15 protein-coding genes are annotated in these 17,715 nt (G+C 71.8%); 5 read left to right on the top strand and 10 right to left on the bottom strand.

The window, feature by feature from the left end; genetic code table 11:
* Window position 1: 1 nt before the first annotated feature.
* The 5 genes from HGA03_RS14940 to yhfZ all read right to left on the bottom strand — a co-directional run bounded on the left by HGA03_RS14940 (window position 2) and on the right by yhfZ (window position 4,221).
* Entirely contained in the window at window positions 2–925 is a 924-nt protein-coding gene (locus HGA03_RS14940; RefSeq protein WP_168631089.1) for a phosphotriesterase family protein, read from the bottom strand.
* A gap of 5 nt (window positions 926–930) precedes the next feature.
* Window positions 931–2,355, bottom strand: a complete 1,425-nt coding sequence (locus HGA03_RS14935) for a YhfT family protein (RefSeq protein ID WP_168631088.1) — start codon at window positions 2,353–2,355, stop codon at window positions 931–933.
* Between the two features lie 183 nt (window positions 2,356–2,538).
* Window positions 2,539–2,892: a DUF2620 family protein gene (locus HGA03_RS14930; protein ID WP_168631087.1), complete on the bottom strand. Its 354-nt coding sequence runs from the start codon at window positions 2,890–2,892 to the stop codon at window positions 2,539–2,541.
* Between the two features lie 26 nt (window positions 2,893–2,918).
* Window positions 2,919–3,275, bottom strand: a complete 357-nt coding sequence (locus HGA03_RS14925) for a PRD domain-containing protein (protein ID WP_168631086.1) — start codon at window positions 3,273–3,275, stop codon at window positions 2,919–2,921.
* A 13-nt stretch (window positions 3,276–3,288) separates the two neighbouring features.
* A complete protein-coding gene (gene yhfZ / locus HGA03_RS14920; RefSeq protein ID WP_168631085.1) occupies window positions 3,289–4,221 on the bottom strand; it encodes a GntR family transcriptional regulator YhfZ in 933 nt (310 codons plus the stop codon).
* Between the two features lie 183 nt (window positions 4,222–4,404).
* Here yhfZ and HGA03_RS14915 point away from each other — a divergent pair, with 183 nt between their 5' ends.
* A complete protein-coding gene (locus HGA03_RS14915; protein ID WP_168631084.1) occupies window positions 4,405–5,175 on the top strand; it encodes a DUF4118 domain-containing protein in 771 nt (256 codons plus the stop codon).
* Here HGA03_RS14915 and HGA03_RS14910 read toward each other — a convergent pair.
* Genes HGA03_RS14910 through HGA03_RS14890 form a run of 5 tightly spaced genes read right to left on the bottom strand, consistent with a single transcriptional unit; the run spans window position 5,165 to window position 9,928 of the window.
* Window positions 5,165–5,728: a CG0192-related protein gene (locus HGA03_RS14910; RefSeq protein WP_168631083.1), complete on the bottom strand. Its 564-nt coding sequence runs from the start codon at window positions 5,726–5,728 to the stop codon at window positions 5,165–5,167. The genes HGA03_RS14915 and HGA03_RS14910 overlap by 11 nt on opposite strands.
* A gap of 20 nt (window positions 5,729–5,748) precedes the next feature.
* Entirely contained in the window at window positions 5,749–6,795 is a 1,047-nt protein-coding gene (locus HGA03_RS14905; RefSeq protein ID WP_168631082.1) for a LacI family DNA-binding transcriptional regulator, read from the bottom strand.
* A gap of 48 nt (window positions 6,796–6,843) precedes the next feature.
* A complete protein-coding gene (locus tag HGA03_RS14900; RefSeq protein ID WP_168631081.1) occupies window positions 6,844–7,686 on the bottom strand; it encodes a carbohydrate ABC transporter permease in 843 nt (280 codons plus the stop codon).
* Between the two features lie 10 nt (window positions 7,687–7,696).
* Window positions 7,697–8,617: a carbohydrate ABC transporter permease gene (locus tag HGA03_RS14895; RefSeq protein ID WP_203767310.1), complete on the bottom strand. Its 921-nt coding sequence runs from the start codon at window positions 8,615–8,617 to the stop codon at window positions 7,697–7,699.
* Window positions 8,618–8,650: 33 nt separating this feature from the next.
* A complete protein-coding gene (locus HGA03_RS14890) occupies window positions 8,651–9,928 on the bottom strand; it encodes an ABC transporter substrate-binding protein (protein ID WP_168631080.1) in 1,278 nt (425 codons plus the stop codon).
* Window positions 9,929–10,261: 333 nt separating this feature from the next.
* Between HGA03_RS14890 and HGA03_RS14885 the strand changes: the two genes are divergently transcribed.
* From HGA03_RS14885 to HGA03_RS18505, 4 genes are all read left to right on the top strand, one after another.
* The gene (locus tag HGA03_RS14885; protein ID WP_168631079.1) at window positions 10,262–12,367 is read left to right on the top strand and encodes a glycoside hydrolase family 36 protein; all 2,106 of its coding nucleotides are present in this window, start codon (window positions 10,262–10,264) and stop codon (window positions 12,365–12,367) included.
* The gene (locus HGA03_RS14880; RefSeq protein WP_168631078.1) at window positions 12,364–13,773 is read left to right on the top strand and encodes a mannitol dehydrogenase family protein; all 1,410 of its coding nucleotides are present in this window, start codon (window positions 12,364–12,366) and stop codon (window positions 13,771–13,773) included. Before HGA03_RS14885 ends, HGA03_RS14880 begins: the two co-directional genes overlap by 4 nt.
* A gap of 154 nt (window positions 13,774–13,927) precedes the next feature.
* Complete coding sequence (locus HGA03_RS14875; protein WP_168631077.1) at window positions 13,928–16,507, top strand: RCC1 domain-containing protein; 2,580 nt, start codon at window positions 13,928–13,930, stop codon at window positions 16,505–16,507.
* Between the two features lie 31 nt (window positions 16,508–16,538).
* The gene (locus HGA03_RS18505) at window positions 16,539–17,168 is read left to right on the top strand and encodes a hypothetical protein (protein WP_203767312.1); all 630 of its coding nucleotides are present in this window, start codon (window positions 16,539–16,541) and stop codon (window positions 17,166–17,168) included.
* Window positions 17,169–17,715: the final 547 nt, after the last annotated feature.

Genomic DNA, 17,715 nt, shown 5'->3' with positions numbered 1-17,715 from the left:
ATCAGCTCTCCGGCTCGGGGGCGGACAGGAAGCGCAGGGCGTTGTCCCGGTAGAGCAGCCGCATCGTGGACTCGTCCACGCCGGCCGACCGCAGCCGGTCGGCGAAGGTGCCGAGGACGTGGCCGTAGCCGGTGCCGCCGTTGACCCGCAGGTAGGCGTCGCGGGACACGTCGTTGGACAGCAGCACCCGGTCGGCGTGCCCGGCCTCGATCAGGTCGAGCAGCAGCCGCAACCGCACGTCGTCGCTCTGGTAGGACGCCTTGCCGACGGTGTCGAAGGCGACGTAGGCCCCGGCACCGGCGATCGCGCGGTGCTGACCGCCGTCGTCGCACAGGTCCTGGTGCCCGATCGCGATCCGCTCCGCGGGCAGGCCGGTCGAGGTGAGCAGGTCGAGCTGCCCGGGACCGCCCTGGCCGAGGTGGGCGTGGGTGGCGACCGACAGACCGGTCGCCACCGCTGCCCGGCCCGCGGCCAGCAGGGAGACCCGCTCGCCGTCGGTGGGCTCGGGGCCGTGCGAACCGATCTCGCCGAGCACCCCGGGCCGGATGCCGCTGCCCGGTGCGCCCTCCCGGATCTCCTGCACCAGGGAGGCGGTGACCTCGTCCACCCCCCGTGCGGCCAGGTCCTCGGGGTGGAACGCCTGGTAGTAGTAGCCGGTCGCGGTCACGGCGTGCACGCCCGCGGCCCGGGCGACCCGGTCCGTGCGGACCGGGTCACCCCCCATGCCGCGGCAGGACAGCTCCACGACCAGCGCGAGGTCGTAGTCCTGCCGGGCGTCGGCCAGCTCGTCGATCAGCAACTGCTCGTCGCCGAGGACGGCGGTGGTGTCCGGCCCGCGGCGCAGGTCGACCGCCAGGTGCTCGTGGGCCAGCACGGTGCCGGTGATCGCCTCGGCGGGCACCGGGCCGGTGGTGGTGCGGATCATCGCGATCAGCCCCCGACCGGCGTGAACAGGTTCGCCCAGTACAAGAGGTTGAGCAGCACCCCGGCGACCAGCACCGCGGCGGGTCCGGCGGCCATCCGGACCACCGGCCGGCCCATCGCCTCGTTCACCAGGTAGAGCCCACCGACGATCAGCATCGCCATCCCGCCACCGAGGGCGTTCGCCGCCATCAGCGACCCGACCAGGATCGCCAGACCGAGGGACTCGGTGATGCCGGAGCGGATGTGGTCCGAGGAGTCCCGGATCGAGGGCCAGCGGCCCAGCCACTTGCCGATGAAGGACACCGCGGAGATCTCGACGCCGAAGATGGCCGCACCGGCGATGGCGGCCAGCGCGAGGGTCACGCCCAGCGGCAGCCCGGAGCCCGCCAGCAGGTAGCCGACCGGGTAGACGATCGTGATCCCGGCCATCGCGTAGGCACCGGAGGCCAGTGCCGTCGTGACGATCAGCGGCACGAAGCCCAGCACACGGACCAGGTCCATCGACGCGGCGCCGGTGAAGTCGCCCTGGGCGATCAGGAAGCTGGTGGCCTCGCCGCCACCGAAGATGCCGGAGGCGGCGACCATCGCGACCCCGGCGCCGAGCACCATGAACCACGGGGTGTGCCGGCGCAGTCGGGCGGCGTTCGGGCCGAACAGCTCGTCGACGACGGCCTCCGACTCGGCGCGGGCCCGGACCGCCTCGTCCGCGGCAGCCTGACCGGATGTCCGGGCCAGCTCCAGCAGCTCGGCCTTCTGTGCGGCACGGGCCCGCAGGTCGGTGCGCACCGCCAGCACCAGCAGCAGCACCACGCCGACCGCCATCGCCACCGACGGGGCGAAGATGCTCCAGCCCCACCACTCGCCGGCCTTGACGAAGAACACCACCACGACCAGCTCGGCGCCGAAGGCGATCCCGCCCCAGGCCTTACCGAACTGCCGGGCGATCGCCAGCACCGGGAACAGGCAGAACAGCCACAGGATCGGGTCGGACATCGCGGTCAGCGCGGACAGGAAGTCCACCGGCAGCTCGCCGGCCAGCGTGGTCGCCCCTGCCAGGCCGTAGGAACAGACCGCGCCCCAGGCGATACCGGCGATCGCGGCGATCCAGCGCCGGGGTGCCAGCAGACCGAGGATCTCGACCGGCAGGAAGATCAGCCACGGGTTGAGCACCGTGGTGGACAGCGCCATCGGCGCCCCGAGCCCGAAGATGAACCCGGCCGACAGCCCGAAGGCGATCGCGGCCATCGCGGGCCGGGTGGTGCGGCCCTGGATGAAGTCGAGCAGGAACGGCCGCACTCCGTCGTTGAAGACGGCCAGCGCCTGCTGGGCGAGCAGCGCGCCGACGGCGCAGACGGCCATCACGACGACGGACTGCCACCACTGGAAGTTGATTGCCCCTGATGCCGCCGAGGCGGCGAGTACTGCGCTCATGCAGACTCCCGTAGGGTGAAGGCGATCGCGGATCATCACGCCCGGTGCGTGACGGCGCGTTCGCGGGGGTTGGCCGGCGTCCCGGGTGGGGCGCCACATCCGCGGGTGCGGATCTCGGTCAGGGGCGGCGGGAGGGCAATCCCGCTGCCCCGTCCTGTGTCCGGTGGGTCCGGACGACTGCGGTCAGCGGCGGGCGTCCAATGCCTGCCACACGACCGGGACCAGCTCGTCGATCTGGTCGATGGCGAAGCCGAGTGCGACGGCTCCCTCGTCCAGTGCGGCTGTGACGGCGTCCCGGCTCGGCACCCCCCGGCCGAAGGTGTGGCAGCGGGCTGCGCCGAGCAGCCCGACCAGCACACCCAGGGACGCCCCGGCACCGGTGTGGCAGGTGCCGAGGTAGTAGTCGGCCCGCCCGGTGCGCAGGGCCATCGCGGCGTCCATGTCGGAGCCGGTGACGACCTCGTCGCCGGCCGCCAGGAGCGGCCGCAGGAGGTCGGCGACCTGGGCCCTGCCCACTCCGCCGGTGATGATCTTCATCGATCTGTTCCTCTCTGGTGCGCGGGTCAGATGGTGGCGAGGTGCAGGCCCAGCAGCCGCACCTCGGTGTCGGGAAGGTCCACCCCGAGCGCCTGCTCGGCGCGCCGGGCGAGCTCGCGGGCGTGGTCGTAGGCGTCCGGGCGTTCGGCGATCGCCGCGTCCACGACGTCCTGCGCCTCGAAGACGGTCAGCGGCTCGCCCCGCACGGCACGGTTCAGGGCGTTGACCAGGTGCGAGGTGAAGATGCCGAGCACCTCGTCGGTGCGCCGGTCGGCGGGCAGCGCGAGCCGGTTCAGCTCGTCGCGGACCACCGGCACCACCGACGGGTCGATGTTCTCGGCGTCGGTGAACACCTGCAGTCGCAGCTCCAGGGCGTCGTCCATATCGTCTCCTCGGTCAGTAGGCGGGCACCCGGCGCCCGTGCAGCACGTCGTCGGTGACCGCCCGCACCAGGTCGAGGTCGACCGCGGCGACCAGGGCCGCCGGGACGCGCTCGGTGCCCTCCCGGGCGGCGAGGACGGCGTGGGTGCTGCGGGTCGGCCCGTCGGGGTCCGTGGTCAGGGGTTCTGCGGTGACGGCGGCGGTCAGGTGCTGGTCGATCTCGTCCAGGTTCCACACGGTCGCGTCCACCTCACCGCGCTGGAACGCCTGGTCGAGCTGGTTGTACGAGGTCTCGACGTAGCGCACGTCGTCGCGACCGCCGAAGAGCTGCCGGACCAGCTGCACCTGGTCCGCCGAGGCGGGGTCCACCGCCACCCGCAGGCCGGGCTGGTCGCGGTCGCGTCCCTCGGCGAGCAGCAGGCCGTGGTCGGAGACATAGGTGCGCGGACCCAGGTCGGCCAGCGCGACCAGCGGCGCCTCGGTGCTCAGCACGTCGAAGGCCAGGCCGGAGACCACCGCCACGTCGACCCGGCCCTCGACCACGGTGGCGACCCGCTCCGCCGAGCCGCGCATGTAGGACAGCGACAGCGGCACGCCCAGCTCGTCCAGCGCGCAGCGCAGACCGGAGGCCAGTCCCTCGTAACGGCGTGAGTACGGCAGCGGCATCGCCACCGACAGGGTGCCGAGCCCGCCGAGCTCCCAGAGCATCGCCCGGTCGGCGCTCTCCAGGAAGGTGCCCAGCCGGCCGCGGGATCGGGTGGCGATCGCACCGGACTGTTCCAGCAGTTCCAGGCCGGACTGGATGGTGCCGTTGCCGTAGCTGAGTTCGGCGGCCATGTCCCGGACCAGGGGGAGCTGGGCACCGACGGGCAGGCCGAGCAGGCGACGCGCCAGCTGCATCGCAGCCAGCCCGTTGCGCGACATGAACGGCGCCAGGTCGGTACCCATGTCCGGACACTATCCGGGATTCTGGATATTTGGAAGAGGCCCCGTGCGGAGGGCGTGAGGATCGGGGCCCCGGCCGCATGGGAGTCGTCAGGACCGCAGCCCTCCGGCGCGCACGGGTGTGCGCTGGGACCAGGAGCGATCCGGGCCGGCCATTCGCTCCACCCGATCTGTGGGAGGCATGTCATGTCCACCGAGAACTCGCCCCGGCCGGCCCTGGTCGGGGCCGTCGCCCTCGCCGCACCACCGGCGGCGGCCGCCCTGCTCGCGCTGGCCGGTGACCGGGTGACGCCCGCGGTGTCCGCGCTGGTGCTGGTGCTGGTGGTGGTCGCCGCCGCGGCCTCCGGACTGCGCTGGGCCGGGGTGGTCGCCGCGCTGTCCGCCGGAGTGTGGTTCGACTTCTTCCTGGTCGACCCGGTGCACAGCTTCACCGTGCTGCGCCGCGACGACCTGGAGGTGACCGTGCTGTTGCTGCTCACCGGGCTGGCGGTGACCGAGCTGGCACTCTGGGGCCGCCGCCAGCAGGCCCGGTCCAGCCGCCAGTCCGGCTACCTGGCCGGCGTGCTGCGGGCCGCGGAGCTGGCGACCCTGCCCGGCACCCCGGCCGACCTGGTGATCACCCGGATCGGCGCCCAGATCACCGCGGTGCTCGACCTGGACGACTGCCGGTTCGAGGCCGAGCCGGGCCGGACCCGATCGGCGGTGCTGCTGCACCGGGACGGCTCGGTCACCGAGCGCGGCGCCCGGGTGGACGTCGACCGGCACGGCCTGCCCACCGACGACCTCACCGCGCTGCCGGTCGAACACGACGGCACCGTGCTCGGCCGCTACCTGCTCACCGCCGCGACCCGGCACGCCCGGCCGAGTACCGAACAGCGGCGGATCGCGGTGACCCTGGCCGACCAGGTGGGCGCGCGGCTGGCCCGGGACGCGGCGGGGGAGTCGCTCAGGCGGTGAGGTACGCCAGCACCACCGGCTCGTCCTGCCCGGCCCACGTCCCGCTCAGCGTCGCCGCGGACGCTGCCGGCTGGTCGGTGAGCGGGCGGCGGACCACGACGATCTGGTTCTGCCCGTCGGCCACCTCCCCGCTGCCGCGCACCCGCAGCGTGGGCTCGCGCTCGATCAGGCCCTCCGGCTTCTGGACGAACAGCCGCACCTGGGTGTCGGCCTCGCGGATCACCCGGGCCAGCTCGCCGCGGTACACCGGGTCGCCGGGGGCGTCGTAGACCCAGCGGGTGCCGAGCACCGAGTGCTGCATGGTCCCGATCAGCCACTCCCGGGCACCGGGCAGCTCGGCCGCGCGGTAGGTGACCGGCACGTGCACCAGCTCGCCGTCCACCTCCAGCAGGTGCGACTCCATGCCGACCTCGCCGTCCGGGTCGTCGAAGCGGTAGGCGGCCACCGGCCGGGCGGCGGCGGCCGGGCGGCCGAACCAGCGCTGGGTGGGCAGCCAGGTGGCGATCAGCTCGGCCTTGGAGGGGGTCAGCTTCGCGGCGTACAGGAGGGCCATGCGGTCACGCTACACAGCGGTCAGGCGCCCAGCCCTCGGTGGGGATTGGGCGGGGCGGTGGACTCGCGCACCACCAGCCGGGGCACGTGCCGGTCCAGGGTGAGCGCGGTGTCCCCGTCGAGCATCCGGTGCAGCAGGTCGAAGGCCGCCGACCCGAGCGCCAAGAAGTCCTGCCGCACGGTGGTCAGCGCGGGCCGGGTGAACGCCGCCAGCGGGTCGTCGTCGAATCCCACCACCGAGATGTCGCCGGGCACGGTCAGCCCCGCGTCGTAGATCGCCCGGATCGCGCCGAAGGCGATCTCGTCGTTGGCGCAGGCCAGGGCGGTCACCGCATCGCCGTACCGGTCGAGCAGTTCCCGGGTGCCGGTGTACCCGGACCGCGGCTTCCAGTCCTCGCACCGGATGATCGGGTACTGCGGCAGCAGTGCGGCGTTCAGTGCGTCCTGTACCCCCTCGGACCGGCGCTCGCGGGTCTCCTCGTGCGGCGGCGCCAGGACGAACACGGTCCGGTGGCCGAGCGAGATCAGGTGCTCGGTGGCCTCGATCGCCCCGGTGTACTCGTCGATGGTCACCGACGGCCGCAGCAGGTCCTCGTTCGGCCCCGGGCCCTTGGTGGACACCGCGGGCAGATAGGCGGGCAGTGCCGGCACCACCGCATGGGCCGGCGGGTCGAAGTCGAGCACCACCACCCCGCCGACCGCGTGCGAGGCCACCGTGCGGACGGTGGACCGGATCGCCTCCGGCCCTTCGCCCTCGATCACCGCGATCAGCACCGCCATGCCGTGTTGGCGAGCGCGCTGTTCGATCCCGGCGATGGTGGTCGCGTAGCCGTAGTCGGCGGTGGTGGAGGTGACGACCGCGATGGTGCCCACCCGGCCGGAGACCAGGTGCGTGGCGGCGGCATTGCCGAAGTAGCCCAGCTCGTCCATGGCCGACTGCACCTTGGACCGGGTGGCGTCCGAGACCTTGGCCGATCCCTCGATCACCCGGGAGACCGTGATGGTGGACACCCCGGCCTGCCGGGCGACGTCGGCGATGGTGGGCCGTGCGGGGAAGGCTGCAGCCATGGAAGGCACCCTAATGGCGGTGACGGTGCAGCTCAGGGCATTCGGTGCTCACCCCTTGACCGCCCCGCTCATCAGACCGGACATGAAGTAGCGCTGCAGGAACAGGAAGATCAGGGCCACCGGGGCCACCGCGATCACCGACGCGGCCATCAGCCCACCCCAGTCGATCGAGTTCGCGCCCTTGAACAGCATGATCGCCGGGGTCAGCGTCCGCAGGGAGTCCTGGGAGATGAAGATGTAGCCGAACATGAACTCGTTCCAGGCATTGATGAAGGCGTACAGCCCCACCGACACGATGGTCGGGATCATCACCGGCAGGATCACCCGGCGCAGGGTGCCCAGCCGGCTGCACCCGTCGAGCTGGGCGGCCTCCTCCAGCGTGATCGGGATCGAGTCGTAGCCCGAGCTGAGCATGAAGGTGCACAGCGGGATCACGAACGTGGTGTACGCCAGGATCAGCGACAGGTGGGACTCCAAGATCCCGAGGTTGCGCATGGTGATGTACAGCGGCACCAGCAGCAGCACGCCGGGGATCATCTGCGACACCAGCATGAAGAAGTTGGTGTACTTCACCGCGCGCATCCGGAAGAACCGGCTGAACACGTAGCCCGCCAGCAGCGAGATCACCAGCGACAGCCCGCAGGCGCACAGCGAGACGAACAACGAGTTGCGGATGTAGGTGGTGAAGTTGTGGTCCACCAGCACATTCGTGAAGTTCTCCAGCGTGGGGTTCTCGATCCAGAAGGACGGGACCCGGGAGCGGATCTCGGTCTTCGGCTTGAACGAGGAGATGAGCATCCACAGGAAGGGGAACAGGCAGTACACGGACAGCAGGACCAGCAGCACATAGGTGACCAGGTGCGAGAGCCGGCGCTGGGCAGTGGCATTCATGGCAGGCCTCCTAGCCGACGATCTCTTCGCTGAGCTTGCGGCGGTAGCGGTAGTAGACGACGAAGATCAGCGAGGTCCCGATCAGCATCAGCGTGGACAGCGCCGAGGCCATCCCGACGTTGAAGTCCTGCATCGAGTACCGGTAGATCAGGATCGGGAGCGTGATCGTGGCGTAGTTCGGGCCGCCCTGGGTCAGCACCCAGATGAAGTCGAAGTTCACCGCGGTCCAGATCAGGTGGATGAACACGATGATCAGCGAGGTCGAGCGCAGCTGCGGCATCGTGATCGACCAGAACCGCCGCCAGGCCGAGGCCCCGTCCAGCGCCGCCGCCTCGTACAGATCGCCCGGAATGGCCTGCAACGCGGCCAGGAAGGAGATCGTGTAGTACGGGAACGAGCGCCAGATGTTGACGAAGATGACCGTCGGCATCGCCCACGCCGAGTCGCCGAGGAAGTTGATCGGCTGGTCGATCAACCCGGACCTGGTCAGCAGGGAGTTGATGATCCCGAAGTCCGGGTTGAGCAGCCAGGCCCAGGTCATGCCGGCGACGATGATCGGCACCAGCCACGGGATGAAGGTCAGCACCCGGAACACGCCCTGCCCCCGCACCTTGCGGGCGAGGAGCAGGGCGGCTCCGAGGCCGATCAGGTACTCACCGATCACCGACCCGAGGGTCCAGACGACCGTGTGCGCGACCGCCGAGCCGAAGTGGTCGTCCGCCACGACGTCGGCGAAGTTGCCGAGTCCGGCGAAGCCGCTCACGTTCGGATTGATCAGGTTCGCGTTCGTGAAGGCGTCGATCAGCACCCGCACCAGCGGGTAACCGATCAGCACCAGCAGGAACACCCAGGCGGGGGCCAGTGCGCCGAAGGCGAACCGGGTGCCCGCGCGTGGGCCGGCGGGACTGACCCGCGACGTTCTCGCTGCCACAGTGATCCTCGGGGTTCGGTGTCGGTGCGGGGGTTACTCGGCGAGTTCGCCGGAGTCGGACAGCGCGGTGTTGATCTGCTCGGACAGCCAGATCGCGGTCTCCTCCGGGTCCTGGCCCTCCTGGAGCACCCGGGCGAGGGAGTCGATCATCGCCTGGGTGATCGAGCCGAGGGTGACCGGCGGGAAGGTGACACCGGTCTCCATCAGCGCGCCGAAGTCCTGGCTCCACTTGGAGTCGGTGGACACGTTGTCCAGCGCGGAGCGGTCGGTGAACGCGGCCTGCTGCCAGTCCTCGCTGGCCCAGGCCCGGGCGAGCTCGGTGGCCCCCTCCAGGTTGTCGGTGGTGTTCATGACGAACACCGGCTTGGCCTCCAGGTAGGTCGCCGCCTCACCGTCGGCCGGGGCCGGGATCGGGTGCACCGAGATGTCGGCCATCTCCGGGTTGGTCTCCTCGCGCTCGGCGAGCCAGTTGCCGGTGACGTAGCTGGCGGTCAGGCCGGTGGCGAGGTTCTCGTCGGTCTCCTCCCAGCCGTAGGTCGCCGAGTTCGGGTTCACCGCACCGCTGTCCATCAGGTCCAGGTAGAACTGGAAGGTCGCGGTGGCGGCGGCCAACTGGTCGTCGTCCTCCTGCCAGGTGTTCCGGAACCCGCCGCCGGACTGCTCCTCGGCGATGGTGGCGCCGGCCTGGGCCAGGTAGACCAGCAGCTCCTGCGGCGAGCGCACTCCGGTGCCGGCCACGCCGTAGAACGAGCTGCCGGTGGCGTCCTGCACGGTGGAGCCGACCGCGAGCACGTCCTCCCAGGTGGTGGGCACCTCGACCCCGGCCTCGCTCAGCAGGTCGTCGTGCACCAGGTAGGCCCGCACGGTGGTCTCGTAGGGGAAGCCGACGACCTTGCCGTTGATGGTCATCGCGGACTTCACCGCGTCGGAGACCTGGTCCTTGTCCTCCCACTCGTCCCAGGCGTCGGACAGGTCGGCGAGGATGCCCATCTTGTCGAACTCGCCGACGTACTCCGGCAGGCCCCAGACCACGTCCGGCAGGTTGCCGCCGGCGGCCGAGGCGATCAGCTTCTCGTGCAGCATGTCGTAGGTGAAGTTCGTCTGGTTCACCGTGTAGCCGGTGGTCTCCTCGAACTCCGCGATCATCTCCGCGCTGGCGTTGGCGGTGTCGGCGCCCTCGGTCCAGGCGGTCCACATCTCCAGCGTGCCGGCGGAGTCGCCGCCGCCGTCGTCGCCCCCGGAGGAGCAGGCGGTCAGGGCCAGGGCGGCCACGGCGAGGCCGGCGACCGGCCTCAGGTGGGTGGTCTTCATCAGATGCCTTCCAGGGGGTGTGTGCTCTTCGGTGAACGGCGTCCCGGTCGCCCGTGCACCGGCGGCGACGGTGCAAGGGCGGTGTCCGCTGCCCGGTGCGGACCCGGCACGCCAGCGTGCGGGATCCAGGTGGTTGTGACGAACGTTGAGCATGTCTATCCAGTCGGCCGGTGGCTGTCAAGCCCTGATGATCAAGGGTCACATGATCGTGATGTGCACTCAGGGCGAACGGGATTGACGAGCGAGTCGATCGCTGTGATAGTCGTTCATCATTCGATGCCGGACTCGCACTGACGCGCCGTGCCGGCACCCGACACCTCGCCTGGACGACACATGACCTCTCTGACCTGGGGCTCGGACGCCGCACCCCTGCACCTCGATCTTCCCGCCGACGCGCCGGTCACCCTCGGCCTCGCCCCGCGCACCCCGCTGCCGGACGGGCCCACGCCCCGGCACCTGCCGCGACACGCGATGGCCGAGGCGCTGCTGCTCGGCGAGGGCCGGGCACTGACCTCGACCCGGACCGACCGCACCGCCGTCGGCGACCGGCTGCGCTACACCGGGCACCGCACCGCCACCCGGGACGGCGCCGAGATGATCGAGATCGACCAGTACGACCCGGAGACCGGGCTGCTGGTCACCACCACGCTCACCCGCTACGACGACCTGGCCGCCTACCGGGCCGTGACCACCCTGCGGAACCAGGGCGAGCGGGCGCTGACCGTGCAGGCGGTGACCTCCGTGGTGCTGCGCGGCCTGACCGGCTTCCTCGGCGACCCGCGCCGCACCCGGCTGTGGACCGCCCGCAACGAGTGGTGCGCCGAGAGCCGCTGGTCCGCGATCGACCTGATGGGGCCGGAGGGCCTGCCCGACCTCAACCCCGCCGCGCACGGCCAGTCCGGCCGCGGCTCGCACTCGCGCGGGTCCACTTCCACCTGGTCCTCCGGCGAGTACGTGCCGGTCGCCGGGCTCGAATCCGGCGACGGACCGGCGCTGGCCTGGCAGATCGAGGCCAGCAACCCCTGGCGCTGGGAGCTGAACTCCCAGTACGCCGACTCCGACCTGTTCACCCTGGCGCTGATGGGCCCGGACGACCTGCACCACGCCTGGACCACTGTGCTCGATCCTGGCGACAGCTTCAGCACCGTGCCGGTGTCCTTCGCGCTGTCCACCGCCGGGCTCACCGGGGCGATCGCCGAGCTCACCGGGCACCGCCGCCGCTCGCACCTGCCGTTCACCGCCGACGCCGCCCGCCCGCTGGTGTTCAACGACTACATGAACGCGCTGATGGGCGACCCCACCACCGAGGCGCTGCTCCCGCTGATCGACGCCGCCGCGGCCATCGGCGCCGAGGTGTTCTGCATCGACGCCGGCTGGTACGACGACGGCTACGACTGGTGGCCGTCGGTCGGCGCCTGGGAACCGTCCACCCGGCGGTTCGGCGACCTCGGCCTGACCGGCGTACTGGAGTACATCCGCGCCGCCGGGATGGCCCCCGGCCTGTGGGTCGAGCCCGAGGTGATCGGAGTGCGCTCCGCCCGGGCCGCCGACCTGCCCGAGGACGCGTTCATGCACCGGGCCGGCGTCCGGATCGTCGAACACGACCGCTACTTCCTCGACCTGCGCTCCCCGGCCGCCCGCGACCACCTGGACCGGGTGTTCGACCGGCTGATCGGCGAGTACGGCGCCCGCTACTTCAAGTGGGACTACAACGTCACCCCCGGCACCGGCCCGGACACCGGCGTCTCCGGCCCCGGCGAGGGTCTGCTCGACCACGCCCGCGCCCACCTGGACTGGTTCGAGGCGCTGCGCCGCCGGCACCCGGACGTGATCATCGAGGCCTGTTCCTCCGGCGCCCAGCGGATGGACCAGGCGATCCTGTCCCGCTACGACCTGCAGTCCACCTCCGACCAGCAGGACTACCGGCTGTACCCCACCATCGCCGCCGCCGCCCCGATGGCGATGGCCCCGGAACAGGCCGGCAACTGGGCCTACCCCCAGCACGAGATGACCGACGAGCAGATCGCCTTCAACCTGGTCACCGGGCTGTCCGGCCGGCTCTACCTGTCCGGCAACCAGGACCGGCTCGACCCCGGCCAGCGCGACCTGGTCCGCGCCGCCACCGCGCTCTACCCGGAGGTGATCGCGCACCACGCCGCCGCCACCCCGCTCTGGCCGCTCGGCCTGCCGGAGTGGGATGCCGACACGGTGGCCCTCGGCTCGCTGCGCGGCGAGGAGCTGCTGCTGTTCGTCTGGCACCGGGCCGGCCAGTCCGAGGTCGTCCTCCCGCTGCCCCGGTTCGCCGGCCGGGAGCTGCGGGTGGAGACGCTCTACCCCACCGAGCTCGCCGACTGGGCACCCACCTGGGACCCGGCCACCGCCGAACTCCGGGTCCACCCGGCGGGCGAGTCCGCCCGGGTGCTGCGGGTCCGGCCGTGACCGTGCGCACCCCGGCCTACGACCGGGACCGGCTGCGGGTCGGTGTGGTGCACCTCGGTGTCGGGGCGTTCCACCGGTCGCACCAGCAGACCTACTGGGACGCGATCGCCGCCGGTGGTGACTTGGACTGGGGCGTCTGCGGCGTCGGCCTGCTCCCCACCGAGACCGCCCTGCGCGACGCCGCCCATGCTCGGGACGGCCGCTACACCCTGGTCACCACCGCCCCGGACGGCACCCGGCGGGCCCAGGTGATCGGCTCGCTGATCCGCTACCTGCACGCCCCCGACGACCCGGCCGCCGTCCTGGACGTGCTGGCCGACCCGGCGACCAGGATCGTCTCGCTCACCATCACGGAGGGCGGCTACGGCATCGACGACGCGACCGGCACCTTCGCCCCCCGCGACCCGCTCACCCTGGCCGACCTCGACCAGCCGGACGGCCTGCCGATCAGCGCCTTCGGCTACCTGGCCGCTGCCCTCCGCCGTCGCCGGGCGGACGGCACCCCGCCGTTCACGGTCCTGAGCTGCGACAACATCCAGCACAACGGCGACGTCACCCGGGCCGCCCTGACCGCCTTCACCCGGCGGCACGACCCGGCCCTCGCCGACTGGATCGCCGCGGAGGTCGCCTTCCCCTGCACCATGGTCGACCGGATCACCCCGGTCACCACCGACCTCACCCGCGCGATGGTCCGCGACGACTACGGCATCGACGACCCCTGGCCGGTCGCCGCCGAGCAGTTCCGGCAGTGGGTGATCCAGGACGACTTCCCCACCGGCCGGCCCGACCTCGCGACCGTCGGGGTCGAGCTTGTCCCCGATGTCGCCCCCTACGAGAAGCTCAAACTCCGGATCCTGAACGCCTCCCACCAGGCGCTCGCCCACCTCGGCATGCTCGCCGGCCACACCTGGGTGCACGAGGCGGTTGCCGACCCGGTGATCGCCGGTCTCGTCCGCCGCTACCTCACCGACGAGGCCGTCCCGACCCTCGATCCGCTGCCCGGCACCGACCCGCTCGCCTACGGCGACCAGGTGCTGGACCGCTTCGCCTGCGCCGCGGTCGCCGACCGCCTGGACCGGATCGCCGTCGACGCCTCCGACCGGATCCCCAAGTTCCTGCTGCCGGTGGTCCGCGACCAGCTCGCCGCCGGCGGGTCGATCGACGTGGCCGCCCTGGTGCTCGCCGCCTGGGGGGTGTCCATGCAGCGGCGCGGGACGACGGTCGTGGACCGGGCCGCCGCCGAGCTGCTCGCCGCGGTCGCGCGGGAGGACGAACGGCCGGGGGCGCTGCTGGACGTGGTGCCGGTGTTCGGCGAGCTGGGGGCGGACCCGCGGCTGCGGCGGGCGTACTGCCGGGCGCGGGAGGCGCTGCTCCAGGACGGGGTGGCGGAGTCGGCAGACCTCTGACCCGTCCAGCTTTCCATCCGGACACCCCGGTTCGCGGGCCCTGGCCGGGGAAGTACGGACGGCGGGCCCGTGCTGCCACCGGACCGGCCGCGTCTCGGTCGCCGCCGTGCCCTGGGGTGGGAACTCGTCATGTTCCCGTGCAGACAGGTGCTCCATGTTGCTCCGCCTCGCGTCCTCCGTCCTGCTCGCGACCGCCTTGGTGCTACCGGGTGGCGGCACCGCCGGTGCCGATCCCACCGGCCCGGTCACGCCCGCGCTCGGGCTGGTCGACGGCGGTGCCGAGGTCACGGTCCAGGCCGACGACCCGGTGCGGTTCACCCAGGTGGCCACCGGCGACGCCCACACGCTCGCGGTGATGACCGACGGGACCGTCTACGCCTGGGGCACCGGCGATTCCGGACAGCTCGGCCTCGGCGACATGACCCAGGCCCTGGAGCCGACCGCGATCGACCGGGAGGCCTTCGGCGGCGAGGACGTCGTGCAGGTGGTGGCCGGCTCCGCCCACTCGGTCGCACTGACCAGCGGCGGAGCGGTGTACACCTGGGGGGCGAACGCGCGCGGGCAGCTCGGCCTCGGGAGCGGTGTCACCGGGAGCGCCGAGCCGGTTCTTCTGGCATCGCTCGCGGCGCTGGTGGGCTCCACCGTGACCCAGGTCGACGCGGGTGCGGACTTCGCCGTGGTCCTGACCGGCGCCGGGGCGGTCTACGCCTGGGGCTGGGGGTCGCTCGGCCAGATCGGGATCGGCAGCACGGCCACGCAGTGGGATCCGGTGCTGGTGGTCGAGACCCTGGACGGAGTGCCGGTCGCCCAGGTCGCTGCCGGCGAGAACTCGGTGGTGGCGCTCACCGAGCACGGTGCCGTCTACTGCTGGGGGAACGGCGGGAACGGTCGCCTGGGACGGGGCAGCTCCGGCGTGTCGGTGTGGCCGGTGCCGGTCGACACCAGCGGCGTGCTCGCCGGTCAGACCGTGGAGTACGTGGCCATCGGGACCGCGAGCGTCTATGCCGTGACCGAGGACGGGTCGATGGTCGCCTGGGGGAGCAACGCGAACGGGGAACTCGGCACCGGGGCGTCCGGCGCGATGGAGAACTCCGTGCCACTCGCGGTCGATCTCGGCGCGCTCCCCGACGGGGCACGGATCGTCGAGGTGGCCGCGACGCTCTCGATCGCCCTCGCGAGGGACGACCAGGGACGCCTCTACGGCTGGGGCAGCGCCGGCGACGGCATCCTGGCCGGCGGGCGCGACGCCGACCGGCCGGAGCCGCTCGAGTACGACGGTGACGCTCTGACCGGAGCAACCGCCCTCGGGATCGGACCCAGCGCCGGCAGCTACGACCAGCGCCGGGCGTTCGCCGTCACCGCGTCGGGCGACATCCTCGCCTGGGGCACCGGTCAGGTCGGCCAGCTGGGTCTGGGCGCCCCGGCGGATCGGGTGGTCGAGACGCCGCACTCCCTGCACACCGCGATGACCGAGGTCCGGTTCGGCGACGTCCCGGCCGCCCAGGTGCGGCGCGAGGGTGCCGTGGTGCACGCCGTCACCCCGCCGCACGCCGCCGGGACGGTCGACGTCCACGTGCGCACCGGGGACAGCACGATCACCCACGACCAGGCGTTCACCTACGGCACCGCGCCCCGCCCGCTCGTCCTGCCGGTAGGGGAGTACGGCCAGGCGGACCGCCAACTCGAGCTCGTCGCGATGCTGAGGAGCGGCTCCGCCGTCACCATCCGGTGGGAGGTCGAAGGCGCCGATGGCACCTGGGGCCCCGTCGACCCCGACCGCACCGAGCAGCACGACGCCGTGACCGGGGAGACCGTGACGACCCGGCTCCGGGTGACCGCACCCGACGGGACGGACCAGTACCGGCTGACCGTCACCAACCCGTTCGGCGCGTGGACGTCCGCCTCGATCTGGGTCCAGGGCGTCGCCTGCCCCACCCTCACCGGTGAACCGCACGCCGCCGTGGCCGGGGAGCCGTACGCCTTCACCTTCGACACCAGCTCCGACACCCTGGCGACGGGAGTGGACCCCAACGGCGGCGCGCTGCCCGACGGCCTGACGCTGTCCACGGACGGGCTGCTGTCGGGCACCCCCACCACCGCGGGCAGCTACCAGTTCCGCGTGCTCGCCGCCGACCCCTCGGCACACGCCGTGTGCGGGTCCTCGGCGCCGGCACTCGACGTCGACCTGGTCGTCCACGAGCCGGTGACCCTCGGCGGCGAGCCCCCGGCCGGTGAAGTCGGGACGGCCTACGCGCACACCTTCACGGTCGGCGGGACACCGGCACCGGAGCTGACCATCGCCGAGGGAACGCTGCCCCCGGGCCTGGAACTGCAGGCCGACGGCACCCTCACCGGCGTGCCGACCACGGCGGGCGAGTACCGGGTCGGGGTGGTGGCCGCCAACGGCGTCGGGGCGTCCGTGCGGGTGGACGTGGTGATCCGGATCGATCCGGCGGGCGCGGCCGGGACCGGGACCGGCCCTGGTGCCGGTGCTGATGAGGGTGTTGGTGCCGATGCCGGGACGGGCGCCGGTGGTGCCGACGCCGGGACGGGTGCCGGTGGTGCCGACGCCGGGACGGGTGCCGGTGCTGCTGCTGTCGACGCCGGGACGGGTACCGGTGCTGGTCTCGCGGCGACCGGTGCGGATGGCCTGGTCCCGGGCGCGCTCCTGGCGGCGGGCCTGCTCGGAGTCGGCGGGCTGATGGTCGTGGGGAGGTGGCGCGGCACGCGCTGAGCCGCGAGAACTACGAGAGCGCGGTTGTGTGGTGCGTACTGCGATCGACACCGGTGAGCTGCCCGCCGAACGGCCGGGCACGCGGCGCAAGGTCCGGCTTCGTGATGTGCTGGAGTACCGCGAGCGTCGGCGCCGTCAGCAGTGCGACATGCTCGCCGCGACGGCGATCGACATCGACGACGAGGACGATCCGGCCGAGGTGGCGAGTCGGCTCCGCAAGGTACAGGCGGCTCGCCAAACGACGGCGACGGTGAACCGACCCAAGTTTGACCGGGCTCCCCCAGGGGAGAGACAGTATCGTGACGGGCACGCGAGACGACATCGATATCCGCGTGGTGATTCGCGATGGAGGGATATGGTCGGGCTACCCCGCGAATCTTCCGAAGAATCCATGAGTGCCATGGGGCGCTACCGGAAACGTATCGACGCCACCATCGAGCGAGCTTCGGCGTACATGCGAGAAGGGCGACTTGCGCTAGCAATCGAGATGGCAAGCCACGGAGAGCCCGCGGAGGCGATGGTCTCGTTGGCTTGGGCAATCGTCGACGAAGGTGTCAAAGTGCCGGCCGTGGTGATCAGTGAGATCGAGGTTCTGTCAGCCGGATGGATTCCCGAAGGAACATTGCCCGACACGCTGCATGATCACGTTCTGCCCGACTGAACACGGCTCAGTTCTGGGGACAGAAATCTAGCGCTGTCCCTCTCGTGTGACCGCTGGACACCCTGCCAAGTGGTCGTCCACCATCCCGCACGCCTGCATCGCCGATCCCGGAGCTGACTACGCCATCCCGCAGTCCTGTGGGGGCGACGCGACGATCGACGACGCGCACATGAGCCACGCCCACTGCCACGCATCGCGAGATGCGCCACTGACACCACCCGCGGGCCACGAGGGCGAGTGGCCGCCATCGTGGTGGAGTCTAGGGGGATGAGCGAAGAGCACGCGCAGTTCAGTGTCCACAACGAACCGGCTTGGCGGGAGCGGGCGAACTTCATTGTGAATGCGGTGCTGCCAGAGCCTGTGGGGTAGCCGGGAGGGCGTGGCTCACAGGTTGAGTGAGTTGGGCGGATTGCTGGAATGGTCGTCGACCAGCTTGCTGGCGGTTGATGCGCGCGACTTGCCGCGGGCGACCCTCTCGAGCTGAACTCGGCGTGGTCCGTTCCGGTCTACGGCAACCATCCGGGCGACCCGTGCTACGCGGCGGACT

The sequence above is a fragment of the Cellulomonas denverensis genome, from assembly GCF_012396125.1.
GTDB lineage: Bacteria > Actinomycetota > Actinomycetes > Actinomycetales > Cellulomonadaceae > Cellulomonas > Cellulomonas denverensis.
Note: the sequence above shows the minus strand (reverse complement) of the source record. Positions and strands in the feature narration are given on the sequence as shown.